Below are 14,002 nucleotides of genomic sequence, written 5' to 3' on the forward strand. Positions count from 1 at the left end.
AACGGAGAACAGCAATGAACTGGAAATGCCTAACCCTCACCGTCGCATTTGCCGGCATGGCGGCCGCCGTGCCCGCGAAAGCCGATCAGCTCGACAACATCATCTCGGCGAAAACCCTGCGCTGCGCGACATTCGCCGACGTTCCTCCCTTCGCCTCGCCCGATCCGAAGACCCGCGAAATGGCCGGTTTCGACGTCGACCTCTGCGGCGCCATCGCCAAGGAACTGGGCGTCAAGGCTGAAATCAAGCCGGTTTCGGTCGAGGCGCGTGTGCCCGAGGTCAAGCTCGGCCGCGTCGACATCACCGTTGCCAACCTTGCCTATACGCTCAGCCGCGCCGAGCAGATCCAGTTCAGCGATCCCTATTATCTCGCCAAGGAAATGCTGATCGTGCCGGCGGACGACGCCGGCAAGACGAAGGCCGATTTCGCAGGCCAGCGCATCGCTTCGACCAAGGGCTCGACGTCGGAAATGTCGATCAAGCTCAACAAATCCGACCCGCTGACCTTCCAGGATACCGCCTCTGCCTATCTCGCCGTCCAGCAGGGCAAGGCCCGCGGCATGGTGGCCAACACCATGACGACGACCAAATTCGTCAATGAATCGAAGAGCAAGGGCAAGCCGATGCGGATGATCGAGGAGCCGATGCTCTACCAGCCGATCGGCATCGGCATGGCCAAGGATCAGCCGGCGCTGACCGCCAAGATCAACGAGATCCTCCGCAAGCTCGACACATCGGGCGAGATCAACAAGATCTGGGACAAATGGCTCGGCCCGGATACCGAATACAAGATGAAGCGCACCGACAAGGTCGTATCGCTCTCCGAACTGAAGTTCGACCCGATCCCTTAAGACCTCGGCATCGTCCGATGACGATATCCAAACGAAATCAGACGGCGGGACATGCCCGCCGTCGGCCAACGATGGGAGGCACACATGATCCATATTAAAGATATTGCCGAACGGCCAAGCAAAGCCGATATCGACGCCGTTTCCAAATTTTCGCCCGCAACGATCCACGAAGCCCAAGGACGCCGCGGAGCCCTTTCCTCCCGCCTGAAGCCCGTCGACTACCGCATGAAACTCTGCGGTCCAGCCTTTACGGTAAAATGCGCGCCGCGTGACAACATCATGCTGCAGCTTGCCATCAACTACGCAAAGCCGGGCGATATCATCGTCGTCTCGGCGGGCGAATACGAAGAGGCCGGATCCTTCGGCGATGTCCTCGCCAACGCCTGCCTGGCAAAGGGCATCGGCGGTCTCGTGACCGACACCGGCGTACGCGACACGCTTCAGCTGAGGGAACTTGGCTTCCCGGTGTTCTCACTCAGCGTCTGCATCAAGGGAACAGTGAAGGAAACCATCGCGGCGGTGAACGACACGATCATCGTCGGCGGCGAAATCATCCATCCCGGCGACATCATCGCCGGCGATGCCGACGGTCTGGTGATCGTGCGTCGCCAGGAAGCGCAGGAAGTCGCCAGGCTGTCACAGGCCCGCGAAGATGCCGAGGCCGGCTATATCGCGGCATATAAGCAGGGTAAATCGGTTATCGAGGTCAGCAATCTCGAACCGGTGCTGAAAGCCAAGGGCCTCGTCGTCGACATCTGACGCGACAGCGCAATAGCTATCAGCCCTGCCACCTTATAGGGCGGCTGGTCTTTTCGGCCAGCCGCCTTATGCAAAACTAGAACGGTTCAAACACTTTCGGGCGTGATCGTTTCAAAGGGAACCACGCGCTGAAGGATGGTTGTACTGTCGCGGTGTTCGAGCGCTGCGATCATCGTGCCAATCAATTCGTCTGATATCTGATCCAAGGGATGGCACAAGGCCGCCATGATCAGGCCTTCCGTCAGGCCCTTGCGCGTTTCCGGGCCGATGTCGCGGCAGACGACCCTGACCTGATCCCGTTTTTCGGCAGGGGCTTCGCGAAGAGCACGCAGCACCCCGGAAATTCCCCCTCCAACGATGAAAATGCCTCTGAGGTCATCGAGTTCGGAAAGCAGCTGGCTCACGATCCGGTAGGCTTCCTGCGGCTCCTCATGTGTCGGTCTGCTGTCATCGACCTGAAGATGGGGCGCGTGCTCGCGCATATAGGATCGAAAGCTCGCATCGGAGACATCCTGGCACTGATAACGATGATTGCCGATGAACACGGCGATCCGGCCGGGCATCGGCGTGGTCTGAGCCAGAAACCATGCAGCGGTCCGCCCGAGTTTCCAATTGTCGGTGCCGACGAAGCCGGCGCGATCCCTGGCGGACTGATCGGTTATATAGGCAACAACCGGCTTTCCCCTCTCCTTGAGGGATTGGATGGTCTGCCCGATTAACGGGTGGTCACCCGCAATGACAGCAACTGCATCACAGCGTTTTCCGAGCGCTTCGAGCCGATCTGCAATATTTTGTGGCTCGAGGACATCGACGAAATCGACCACAGCCACGATTTTCTCGTGCTGGCGTCTCGCGGCGGCTTCCGTGATCTTGGAGCCGAACAGCCGGTAAAGCTCGCGGCTTGACTGCTGGAGAAGAAAGCCGAAACGATAATTCGGCAGGAGCCGCTGCCGGCGGTCCTCGATCACGCCGCGGCCATAAAATCCAATCTCTTCCGCGGCATTTTGCACCCTCTCGATCGTTTCCGCACGCACTGCGCCGGCACCTCCGAGGATGCGGTTGACCGTGGCGATGCTGACGCCGGAGGCCTGGGCAAGATCGGCAATGGTCGGTCTCTTCATGATATATTTTGTTCCATTCTTGGATGAAACGAAATGATATATTAATTTCACAGAAACGCAATAGACATTCCATTTCCAGATGTCAGTTGATACAAATATTCCAGCGAGTTGGGAGCCTTGCTTTGAGGAATTGTTACTCTCGACCGCCTTTTTGGGAGGAAATCACATGAGTTTTTCAATGCGCGCCGTACGCGGGCTGCTGGCTGGCGCTGTTTTCGTTCTTGGCGCTTCTTCTGTCCTGGCCGCGAATATTGCCGTCGTCGGCGGCAAGACCGACGACGAATTCTGGAGCCGCATCAAGAAGGGCGTCGACGACGCCCGGCTCGTCGTCGAGAAGAACGGTGGCTCCGTCAGCTATCTGCAGCTGCAGACCTACGACAATCTCGGGCCTGACGCCGCACAGCTCGTCCGCACGGCCATCAGCCAGGGCGTGACCGGCATCGTGGTGCCCGACTGGGTGCCCGAGGCGGAAGACGAGGCCATCAAGGCTGCCGTCGCTGCGGGCATCAAAGTCATCCTCATGAATGCCGGCAACATCGACAAGGCTCGCGAGCTTGGCGCGATCAACTATGTCGGCTCGGATGAATACACCGCCGGCAAGGCAGGCGGCGAATATTTCGCGTCCAAGGGTGCGAAAAATGTCATTTGCGTCAATACGCTCCCGGGTGCGGCAAACCAGGAGGCCCGTTGCAAGGGTGTCATCGACGGCATCACCGGAAAGGGCGGCACTGGCAAGCAGCTGCCGTTGCCGGCGACCAGCTTCGGCGATCAGACGGCGATCGCCGAGGCCGTCAAGGCGACACTGCTCCAGGACGACACCATCGACGGCGTCCTCAATGTTGGGGCTTCCGACGCTGATGCGGCTGCGAGCGGGATCGCTCAGGCGAACAAAGTCGGCAAGGTCGCGCATGGCACCTTCGACCTCAATGCCTCGGGCCTTGCCCGCATCAAGGACGGTTCGCAGACCTTTGCGATCGACCAGCAGCCTTACCTGCAGTCGCTGCTGGGGGTTTCGCTTCTCGCCGCGCATATCGACTACGGCACCAACCTGCCGACCGCACCGGTGCTGACCGGCCCGGGCATCGTCGATACGTCGAACATCGACGCCACCCTGGCCGGCGTCAAGGAAGGCGCTCGCTGATCGTTCGAAACGGGCTCCGACCCGCGGAAAAATACGCGGGTCGAAGTCTATCGGGCGTGCGGACCACCGCGTCCGCACGCCTGGAGATTCACGCCCAAACTGGGATAGGCATATGAACAATCTTTCATTCGGCAACCTGTTGCGCCGTCCCGAGGCGGGTGCATTCCTCGGACTTGTCGGCGTCCTCCTGTTCTTCGTCGTGTTCGGCAGCACCAAATTCCTGGAGCCCGCCGGCGCCGCAAGTTGGCTCAACGTCGCCGCCAATCTCGGCATTATCGCTCTTCCCATCGGACTTTTGATGATCGCAGGCGATCTCGACATTTCGATCGGCGCGATGATCCCCGCCGGCTCCATGACCGTCGCGGTCCTCTCGGGCTACTACGATCTTCCCATATGGGTCGGAATGTTCGGTGCGCTTGCCTTCGGCCTCATCGTCGGGCTGGTCAACGGCTACCTCGTCGTGCACACGGCCGTGCCTTCGCTGATCGTTACGCTCGGCACCCTCTTTGCGGTACAGGGCCTGATGCTTGGCACCTCGGTTCTCGTCACCGGCACGACGAGCGTGGCACTGACGGCCGACCCTTGGGCAAAGTTCCTTTTCGGGCAATTCCTGGGCGGATCGTTTCAGGTGATCATTCTGTGGTGGGTGGCCATCACCGCGATCTTCATCTTCTTCATTCACTTCTCGCCTTACGGAAACTGGATTTTCGCGATGGGCGGCGACAAGGTCAGTGCCCGCAACGCCGGCATTCCGACGACCCGCCTGACGATGGTTCTCTTCGTCCTCTCGGCGATGAGCGCGTCCTTCGTCGGCATGTGCCAAGCCATCCTGTTCAATTCCGCGCAGGTTTCGGGCGGGATGACATTCATCTTCAACTCGATCATCTCGGTCGTCGTCGGAGGTGTGCTGCTGACCGGAGGCTTCGGGTCCGTGATCGGGATCTTCTTCGGCACGATCACCTTTGCCGTCGTCAACCAAGGCATCTATTTCACGACCTTCGACCGCAATTGGTCGAGCCTGATCATCGGCGTGATGCTGCTCGTGGCCGTCCTGATGAACAATACGTTCCGCCAGATGGCGCTGACCTATTCACCCAAGAAGAAGAAGTGAGAGCTGAGACATGGCTGGCCCAATTCTTGAACTTGAAAACGTCAACAAGTCCTTCGGCCCGATCGATGTGCTCTACGACATCACATTGAGCGTTCATCCCGGTGAAGTGCTTTGCCTGCTGGGTGACAACGGCGCGGGAAAGTCCACCCTGATCAAGACGTTTGCCGGTGTCTACAAGCCGACGAGCGGCACGGTGAAGTTCGAAGGCCGGCCGATCGTCTTCCAGAATCCGCGCGAAGCTGCAGACCTCGGCATCGCAACGGTGCATCAGTTCGGCGGCACCTTTCCGCTGATGAGCATCGGCCGTTCGTTCTTCGTGGGGCGGGAGCTGACCAAGGGCTTCGGCCCGTTCAAGATCTACGACCGCAAAGCCGCAAATGAAATCGCCGTCAAGGCCGTGCGCGAGTTCGGCATCACCCGTATCGACGATGGCGATCGCCTGATCGGCGGTCTGTCGGGCGGGGAGCGGCAATCCCTGGCAATCGCCCGAGCCGTCCACTTCGGCGCCCGAGTGCTGATCCTCGACGAGCCGACCGCGGCTCTCGGCGTCAAGGAGGCGGCGCATGTGCTGCGCATTGTCCTGGAAGCGCGCCGTCGCGGCCTCGCCGTCATTTTCATCACCCACAACGTCATTCACGCCATGACGGTGGGAGACCACTTCGCGGTGCTCATCAAGGGTGCGAAGGCGGCAGATTTCCGCAAGGGCGAAAAGACACGCGAAGAGATCACCGACCTGATGGCAGGAGGCGAGGCCATGGCCGAACTCGAAGCCGAAATCGAAGCGTATTCGACGGCGCACAGCGGACATCCCCCGCCGGTCTGAGCGACCGCCGCAACGGATGAACTCCAGAAACTCTAATGAGCTCGCCTACGCCGGCGGGATGGCCCAGCACAATCATCGGACAGGTAACAGCCATGAAGATAGCAATCGACCCCTTTATGCATCGCCACCTCTCACTCGAAGAATTGCCCTCGAAAGTGGCCGAACTCGGATACGAGTGGATAGAACTCAGCCCGCGGGCCGATTTTCTCGAGTGGTTCAAGGCGCCGCGGGTGTTTCCGGCCCGCGCCAAAGCATTCAAGAAAGCACTTTCCGACGCCAAGGTCGGCATTGCCTCGATCTTGCCGATGTACCGGTGGGCCTCGAACGATGAAAATGAGCGGCAAGCTGCCGTCAAGCACTGGAAGCGCGCCATTGAGATCAGTGTCGAACTCGGCGTCGACACGATGAATTCGGAATTCGGCCGCGGGCCCCACCCGGACAAGGGTTCGTGCTACTGCTGCCATACCGGTTCCATGATCGAGGCCTGCGAAGACGCCTGGTGGCGTTCGATGGAAGAGTTGGTGCCGATCTTTGAAAAGGAAGGCATAAATCTGCACGTCGAACCGCACCCCGAGGATTGGTGCGAAACCCTGCAGCCAGCACTCGATATCATCAGGACGGTCAACTCGAAGAACGTCAAGTTTCTCTATTGCGCGCCGCATACCTTCTATTTCGGTGACGACACCAAGGCGATGCTCCGGGAAGCAAAGGACGTGCTCGCCCATGTCCATGTCGGCGACACCTTCAATCACAAGGCCTCCTCCGGGCTCCGCTACATCCTCAACCCTCCGGGCATGCAGGCCAGGGTGCACCAGCACCTGAACATCGGCCAGGGCGAGGTTCCCTGGGAGGATTTCTTCAGCACGCTGGCCGAGATCGGGTTCGACGGCATCATGACCGCATGTGTTTTCGCCTGGGAGGACAAGGCCGACCACTCCGGCAAGTTCATGCGCGCCGAAATGCAGCGCTTTGTCGACAAGTACTGGACCGCGAAATAACGCGCGATGCCCCTCCAGCGCTTCGCGATGCAGCCAGGTGATTGGCGCGAGCGACCGCGACCGGGGTTCTGCCCAGAACGCTCAAACATCACAGACATTCATTCCTGGAAGGACAGAAGATGATCAACGGAGAAAGAACCATCGAGCGCCCGCTGCGCTGGGGCATGGTCGGCGGCGGCCGCACCGGGCAGGTGGGCTACAAGCACAGAACCGGCGCCCAGCGCGATGGCACATACCGGCTCGTCTGCGGCGCCTTCGATCTCGACGCCGAGCGCGGGCGCGACTTCGGCACGAAGCTCGGCGTCGCCGCCGACCGGTGCTACGACGACTATAAGGAGTTGCTCGCCAAGGAGGCCGGACGCGAGGACGGTGTCGAGGTTGTCTCGATCGCCACCCCGAACTTCACCCATTACGAGATCACCAAGGCATGCCTCGAAGCCGGCCTTCATGTGATCTGCGAAAAGCCGCTGTTCTTCACCGTCGCCGAATGTGACGAGGTCGCGAGACTCGCCGAAAAGAAGGGCCTGATCGTCGGCGTCACCTACGGCTTCACCGGCCATCCGCTGGTTCATCAGATGGCGGCGATGGTCAAGAAGGGCATGCTCGGCGATATAAGAATTGTCGACATGCAATATACCCACGGCTTCAACGCGGGCGACGATATCGGCGCCGGCGAAGCCGTGAAGTGGCGCACCAATCCCAAGACCGCCGGCCCGACCTTCGTTCTCGGCGATATCGGCACGCACCTCTACTATCTCTCCGAAGTGGTGCTGCCGCATATGAAGATCGAAAAGCTGCTCTGCGACCGCAAGGCCTTCATTCCGACCCGTGCGCCGCTCGAAGACCACGCGACCGTTCTCATGCATTACGACAACGGCGCCCGGGGCCGTCTTTGGGTGTCCTCGGTGAATGCCGGCAATATGGGTTCGCAGCGCTACCGTTTCGTCGGTTCCAAGGCCTCGATCGAATGGTCCGATTCCCATCCCGATCAGCTGATTTACGAAGTGCAGGGCGAACCGAACCGCACCCTGCACCACGGCATGCCCTACCTCGAAGAGGAAAGCCTCGCCTGCGATCGCATGGGCGCGCTGCATACCGAGGGCCTCGGTGACAGCTGGGCGAACATCTACCTCTGGATCGCCCAGGCGATCGACGCAAAACGCCGCGGCGACGAGGCCTTCCTCAAGAACCATCATTATCCCGGCATCGAAGCCGGCACCGAAGGTGTGCGCTGGCTGGAAAACTGCGTCCGCTCGGCAGACGCAGGTTCGGCTTGGGTCGAGTTCAATTGATCAATCAGGGGACGTGCCGGATCTCCTCCATCCTCCTCCCAGGCGCGTCCCCAACCCCGCTTTTAGAAAGACAATGACATGAAACTATCGATCTGCACCGACGTGATGGGCGACCTTTCCTTCACCGACATGCTCGACAAATGCGTCAAACTGGGTGTCGAAGGCATCGAGATGACCGGCGGCGGCTGGTCTCGTGCGCCGCATTTCCGCGCCGACGAGCTGCTTGCCGACAAGGGTCTCTTGAAGACGAAGCTCAAGGAAATTGAAGCGCGGGGCCTGGAAATCGCTGCCCTCAATTGCTCGGCCAACCCGCTCGATCCGGGTGACATGGGCAAGCGCCACCGCAAGGAGATGGAGCAGACGATCCGTCTCGCCGGTGAAATCGGCGTGAAGACCATCGTCACCATGTCCGGACTGCCGGAAGCAGCACCCGGCGACATGGTTCCGAATTGGCTGGTCTACACGAAAAGCTGGCCGGAGGAGATGCCCGAGCGCGATCGCTACCAGTGGGAGGATCGCGCATTCCCACTCTGGCATGATCTCGTGAAGCTTGCCAAGGAAGTGGGCGTCGAGAAGTATGCGCTGGAAAACTTCTCGGCCATGCTCGTCTGGAACCCCGAGACTCTGTTCCGTCTGCGCAACGAGGTCGGCCCGACCGTCGGCATGAACCTCGACCCCAGTCACCTGTTCTGGAAGGGTGCCGACCCGATCGCCTCCGCCCGGGCGCTTGGAAACGCAATCCACCATTGCCATGGCAAGGACACGCGCATCGAACGCGGGCTTGCCGATGTCAACGGTCTCCTTGAACTCAAGGACGTCACTGATGTCGCCAACCGCACCTGGAACTACGTTGCCGTCGGTGCCGGACATGATCTGCAGTGGTGGAAGGAATTCTTCTCCGTCGTCCGCATGGTCGGTTACAACGGTTGGGTCAGCCTGGAAATGGAAGACTTCACCATGTCGACCGAGGCCGGCATCCAGTCCTCCATCGATGCGCTGCAGGCAACGATCAGCCGCTGATGGGCAGGCGCGGGCGACATTCGCCCGCGCCCCCCTGCATTCGTCGTTTGCTGCGAAGAGGCCGGCGATGCCCAAACCGATCACCAAGACAGATTTCAATAGGACTGCGAGGAAACCGACATGACCAAGACATTGGACGTGATCACGATCGGGCGAGCCGGCGTCGACCTCTATGGCGCACAGGTCGGAGGACGGCTGGAGGATATGGGATCGTTCGAAAAATATATCGGCGGCAGTCCGACCAACATCGCCTGCGGCACGGCGCGACTGGGCCTCAACTCGGCGCTGATCTCCCGGGTGGGCGATGAGCATATGGGCCGGTTCATCCGCGAGGAGCTTGCCCGACATGGTGTCGACGGTAGGGGTGTGGTGACCGATCCCGAGCGCCTGACGGCACTCGTCATCCTCGGCATCCGCGACGAGGAACGGTTCCCGCTGATATTCTACCGGGAAAACTGCGCCGACATGGCGCTTTGCGAGGAGGATATCGACGAGGCCTTCGTTGCCAGCGCCCGCTCGGTGTTGGTGACGGGAACACATCTGTCGCATCCGCGCACGGAAGCCGCCGTGCTGAAGGCGCTCGCCTTTGCTCGCAAGCATGGCGCCCGGACGGCTCTCGACATCGACTATCGTCCGAACCTTTGGGGTGTGGCCGGTCATGGCGAGGGGGAAAGCCGCTATGTGGCAAGTGGGCAGGTGACCGAAAAACTGCAGGCGACGCTTCATCTGTTCGATTTGATCGTCGGAACCGAGGAAGAATTCCACATCGCCGGCGGCACGACCGATACCGTGGCGGCGCTCAGGACCGTGCGCGCCGTCACCGCGGCGACGCTCGTCTGCAAACGCGGCGCCAAGGGGGCGGTCGCATTCGAAGATGCGATACCGGATAATCTCGACGACTGCATTTCGGGCGAGGGTTTCCCGGTCGAAGTCTTCAACGTTCTCGGCGCCGGAGACGGCTTTTTCGCCGGGCTGCTGAAAGGCTGGCTTGACGGCGAGGATTGGCCGACCGCGCTCCGATACGCCAATGCCTGCGGCGCTTTTGCCGTCTCCCGTCACGGCTGCACGCCGGCCTATCCGTCACTTCAGGAGCTGAATTTCTTCCTTAAGCGCGGCATGATGCGCCCCGACCTGCGCAATGATGCCGCACTGGAGCAGATGCACTGGTCGACCAACCGGCATGGCGACTGGTCCGAGATGCGCGTCTTCGCCTTCGATCACCGGATGCAGCTCGAAAGCATGACGGGTTACACGCCGTCGAAGGGCGGCGCCTTCAAGGAGCTCTGCCTTCAGGCCGCCCTGGCAGTGCAGAAGGGGCGATCCGGCTACGGGGTCCTCTGCGACGACCGGATCGGCCGGCGCGCGCTCCATACCGCCTCCGGCACCGGCCTGTGGATCGGCAGACCCTGCGAATGGCCGGGGTCGCGGCCTCTGACCTTGGAGCCGTCCCTCGGTCCCGATTGCGGCGGGCTGTCGGAATGGGCGCGCGAGAACGTCGTCAAGGTGCTCTGCTTCTGCCACCCTGATGACGACGATTCGACCTGGGACCGGCAACTGGCGGAAGTGCGTCGGCTTTACGTGGCGTCGCGCCGCAACAGGTTGGAATTCCTGCTCGAGGTCATCCCGTCCAAGGTCGCAAGCGTCACCACGGATACGACCGCGACACTGATCCGCCGCTTCTATGCCGAAGGCATTTATCCCGATTGGTGGAAGCTCGAGCCGCTGGACGAACCCGAAGCATGGGCGCGGGTCTGCGCCGCCATCGAGGAAAACGATCGTCATACCAGAGGGATCGTCGTCCTCGGCCTGGATGCGCCGGAGGACCTCTTGAAGGCGAGCTTCGAAGTTGCCGCGCGCTTCCCGCTCGTCAAGGGATTTGCCGTCGGCCGGACGATCTTCGGCTCGGTCGCCCGCGGCTGGTTCGAAGGCACGATCGGTGACGAAGAGGCCGTCGAGGAGATGGCGATACGATACTCCAGGCTCTGCGCGGTCTGGGACGGCGCACGGGCGCGCGTACGGGAGGCAGCAGAATGAGAACGATACGACTGACCGCGGCGCAGGCTATGGTGAAATGGCTTTCGGTGCAGATGACGGAGGATGGCGAGCGCTTCATCGAAGGCGTCTGGGCGATCTTCGGTCACGGCAACGTCGCCGGTATCGGAGAGGCCCTGCATGGGATCGGCGATGCCCTTCCCACTTGGCGCGGCCAGAACGAACAGACCATGGCGCATGCGGCGATCGCTTATTCGAAGACGCTGAAGCGCCGGCGCGCCCAGGCGGTGACGTCCTCGATCGGCCCGGGCGCCACCAATCTGATCACGGCCTGCGCGCTTGCCCATGTCAACAGACTGCCCGTGCTGTTCATACCCGGCGACATCTTTGCCAACCGCCGCCCCGAGCCGGTGCTGCAACAGATCGAGGACATGAACGACGGAACCGTCAGCGCCAATGATTGCTTCCGGCCGGTCTCGGCCTATTTCGACCGGATCGCCCGTCCCGAGCATCTCCTGACCTGCCTGCCGCGCGCCCTGGCGGTCATGACCGATCCGGGCAGTTGCGGCCCGGTCACGCTGGCATTCTGCCAGGATGTGCAGGCAGAACTCTACGACTACCCGGAAGCGTTTTTCGAACCGAAAGCTTGGCGCATCCGCCGTCCCGAACCGGACCCGCGGGAGGTCGAAGATCTTGCCGACGCCATCCGGGCCGCGCGCAGGCCGGTCATCATATCAGGCGGCGGCGTCATCTATTCTGAGGCCGAGGCCGAGCTCGCCGCATTCGCGGAGAAGCACCATATCCCCTTTGTCGAAACGCAAGCCGGGAAGGGCGCCAACAGCTGGGAGCACCCGCTGAATTTCGGGTCGCCTGGCGTGACCGGATCGGCGTCGGCCAACGCCCTTTGCGCCGAGGCGGATCTCGTGATCGGCATCGGCACGCGTTTCCAGGATTTCACCACCGGCAGCTGGGCGCTTTTCCGCAATCCCACGCGGCGGCTCGCCTCGATCAACCTTGCCGGATACGATGCCACCAAGCATTCGGCATTGCCCTGCGTCGGCGATGCCAGGATCACGCTCACGCGCCTTTCCGCAGCACTCAAGGCCTATCGCGGGCCTGAGGTCGATGCCGGGATCAGGACCGATTGGCATAGAACGGTCGAGCGCGTGACGGCGGCACCGGAAACGGACGGGCCGGGACACCTGCCCACCGACGCACAGGTCATCGGCGCCGTGCAGCGGGCGGCGACGGAAATCTCCGTGGTCATGTGCGCGGCCGGCACCATGCCGGGCGCACTGCAGGTGCTGTGGCAGTCCGCCAAGGGCGGATACCACATGGAATATGGTTTCTCCTGCATGGGTTACGAAGTGGCAGGCGCCATGGGCATCAAGCTCGCGCGCCCCGACAAGGACGTCATCTGCTTCGTCGGCGATGGTTCCTACATGATGGCCAATTCGGAACTCGCCACCGCCGTCATGCGGCGGGTGCCGTTCACCGTCGTGTTGACCGACAATTGCGGCTACGGCTGCATCAACCGTCTCCAGATCGAGTGCGGCGGCGCCGAGTTCAACAACATGTACAAGGACTGCAATGTCGATGTGCAGCCCGAGATCGACTTTGTCGCGCACGCCGCCTCGATGGGCGCCCATGCCGAAAAGATAGGGTCGATCGCCGAACTCGAGGCACGCATCGCCGCCGCGCGGGGGCGGAACATTCCGAGCGTTCTGGTGATCGACACCGATGCGGTTCCTGGAAGCGACGCAGGCGGCCATTGGTGGGATGTCGCCGTTCCGCAGGTCGGCGGCCCGGAGCGGCTCGAGCGAGCCCGCGCGCGTTACACCGAGAATGCCGCCAATCAACGCGTGTTCGATTGATGCAGGTCAGCCTGTCGGCCGGTTCTCGCCGGTCTCAGAGCAGAGGTTCTTTCGTGAAGCCAGGAAGTCGATGAAGGTGCGGACCTTGGCGGACAGATATTTCCTGCTGGGATAGACGGCGTGCAGGGTCGTGCTGAACATCACCTCTTCGGGGAGCACCACTTCCAGCCGGCCCTCGGCGATATCGGTCTGCGTCATCCACGCCGGCAGGAAGACCAGACCCATGCCCTCCAACGCGGCCAGGTGCAGCATGATCTCGTTTTCGCTCAGCATGACGGGGCGGAACTTCATCGTCGTCTGGCCCTTCGGTCCGTCGAGGGTCATGCTGCCGCTGGGATTCATGCCTTTGTAGAGCAAGATCGAATGCCCGTTGAGATCGCCGACTTTCGATGGCCGGCCGGTGCGCGTGAGATAGGCAGGGGACGCGACAAGATGAAAGGGGACGTCCATCACCGGCCGCGCGATGAGGCCGGGATCGAGCCGGTCGGGCGACGTGGCGCGGAGTGCCAGGTCAAAGCCCTCGTCGACGAGATTGACCAGCCGGCCGCTGAAATCCATGTCGAAGCACACGTCGGGATAGCGCTGATGATATTCCGCGATCACGCGGGCAATCGGCGTGTTCGCAAACCACATCGGGACACTTAGCCTCAAGGTCCCGCGCGGCGTCACCGTGACATTGCTGACGGCGTCTTCCACCTCGTCCAGGCCGTCGAGCAACAGCCTGGCCTGGTTGAAATAGAGCGTGCCGGTCTCGGTCATGCTGACAGAGCGGCTGGTACGGTTGAGCAACCGGCTTCCCAGCCGTTTCTCCAAGTGCATCACATGTTTGCTTGCCATCGCCGGCGAGAGACCGAGACGATCGGCGGCGGCCGTGAAGTTCTTCAATTCCGCCACAGTGCAGAAGACGCGCAGGCTCGTTAACGTATCCATCGATCATCAACATAGAGGAAACGTTCGCTCAATGAAAGCGTGATTGATCAATTGCTACGAAACGACGAATTTGGCTGCCGGAACCAAACT

General features: G+C 61.4%; 12 protein-coding genes. 10 read left to right on the forward strand and 2 right to left on the reverse strand.

Annotated features, from left to right (window positions below):
- Positions 1-14 precede the first annotated feature (14 nt).
- Together FHT79_RS00865 and FHT79_RS00870 are read left to right on the forward strand one after the other, a co-directional pair.
- Positions 15-851, forward strand: coding sequence for an ABC transporter substrate-binding protein (locus tag FHT79_RS00865; protein WP_028755773.1), 837 nt, complete (start codon positions 15-17; stop codon positions 849-851).
- Between the two features lie 84 nt (positions 852-935).
- A complete protein-coding gene (locus tag FHT79_RS00870) occupies positions 936-1,610 on the forward strand; it encodes a 4-carboxy-4-hydroxy-2-oxoadipate aldolase/oxaloacetate decarboxylase (RefSeq protein ID WP_028755774.1) in 675 nt (224 codons plus the stop codon).
- A gap of 86 nt (positions 1,611-1,696) precedes the next feature.
- On the opposite strand, the gene FHT79_RS00875 is transcribed toward FHT79_RS00870, so the two are convergent.
- Positions 1,697-2,731, reverse strand: a complete 1,035-nt coding sequence (locus tag FHT79_RS00875) for a LacI family DNA-binding transcriptional regulator (RefSeq protein WP_063475819.1) — start codon at positions 2,729-2,731, stop codon at positions 1,697-1,699.
- A gap of 166 nt (positions 2,732-2,897) precedes the next feature.
- Here FHT79_RS00875 and FHT79_RS00880 point away from each other — a divergent pair, with 166 nt between their 5' ends.
- The 8 genes from FHT79_RS00880 (at position 2,898) to iolD (ending at position 12,982) form a co-directional block, all read left to right on the forward strand.
- Entirely contained in the window at positions 2,898-3,872 is a 975-nt protein-coding gene (locus FHT79_RS00880) for a substrate-binding domain-containing protein (protein WP_028755776.1), read from the forward strand.
- A gap of 112 nt (positions 3,873-3,984) precedes the next feature.
- Positions 3,985-4,983 carry an ABC transporter permease gene (locus FHT79_RS00885; RefSeq protein ID WP_028755777.1) on the forward strand — a complete coding sequence of 333 codons (999 nt, stop codon included), beginning with the start codon at positions 3,985-3,987 and terminating at the stop codon, positions 4,981-4,983.
- Between the two features lie 10 nt (positions 4,984-4,993).
- A complete protein-coding gene (locus tag FHT79_RS00890; RefSeq protein ID WP_028755778.1) occupies positions 4,994-5,806 on the forward strand; it encodes an ATP-binding cassette domain-containing protein in 813 nt (270 codons plus the stop codon).
- 92 nt (positions 5,807-5,898) lie between these two features.
- On the forward strand, positions 5,899-6,804 hold the full coding sequence (locus FHT79_RS00895) for a sugar phosphate isomerase/epimerase (protein ID WP_183902855.1): 906 nt from the start codon (positions 5,899-5,901) through the stop codon (positions 6,802-6,804).
- Positions 6,805-6,923: 119 nt separating this feature from the next.
- Positions 6,924-8,096 (forward strand): Gfo/Idh/MocA family oxidoreductase, encoded by a 1,173-nt coding sequence (locus FHT79_RS00900; protein ID WP_028755780.1) that lies wholly within the window; start codon positions 6,924-6,926, stop codon positions 8,094-8,096.
- Between the two features lie 78 nt (positions 8,097-8,174).
- Positions 8,175-9,116 (forward strand): sugar phosphate isomerase/epimerase, encoded by a 942-nt coding sequence (locus FHT79_RS00905; RefSeq protein ID WP_028755781.1) that lies wholly within the window; start codon positions 8,175-8,177, stop codon positions 9,114-9,116.
- Between the two features lie 120 nt (positions 9,117-9,236).
- On the forward strand, positions 9,237-11,150 hold the full coding sequence (gene iolC / locus FHT79_RS00910) for a 5-dehydro-2-deoxygluconokinase (RefSeq protein WP_183902856.1): 1,914 nt from the start codon (positions 9,237-9,239) through the stop codon (positions 11,148-11,150).
- On the forward strand, positions 11,147-12,982 hold the full coding sequence (iolD, locus tag FHT79_RS00915; RefSeq protein ID WP_028755783.1) for a 3D-(3,5/4)-trihydroxycyclohexane-1,2-dione acylhydrolase (decyclizing): 1,836 nt from the start codon (positions 11,147-11,149) through the stop codon (positions 12,980-12,982). The genes iolC and iolD overlap by 4 nt, the downstream gene beginning before the upstream one ends.
- 6 nt (positions 12,983-12,988) lie before the next feature.
- Here the strand turns inward: iolD and FHT79_RS00920 are convergent, their stop codons facing one another.
- Positions 12,989-13,912, reverse strand: a complete 924-nt coding sequence (locus tag FHT79_RS00920) for a LysR family transcriptional regulator (protein ID WP_028755784.1) — start codon at positions 13,910-13,912, stop codon at positions 12,989-12,991.
- Positions 13,913-14,002 lie beyond the last annotated feature (90 nt).

The sequence above is a fragment of the Rhizobium sp. BK212 genome, from assembly GCF_014197475.1.
Lineage (GTDB): Bacteria > Pseudomonadota > Alphaproteobacteria > Rhizobiales > Rhizobiaceae > Rhizobium > Rhizobium anhuiense.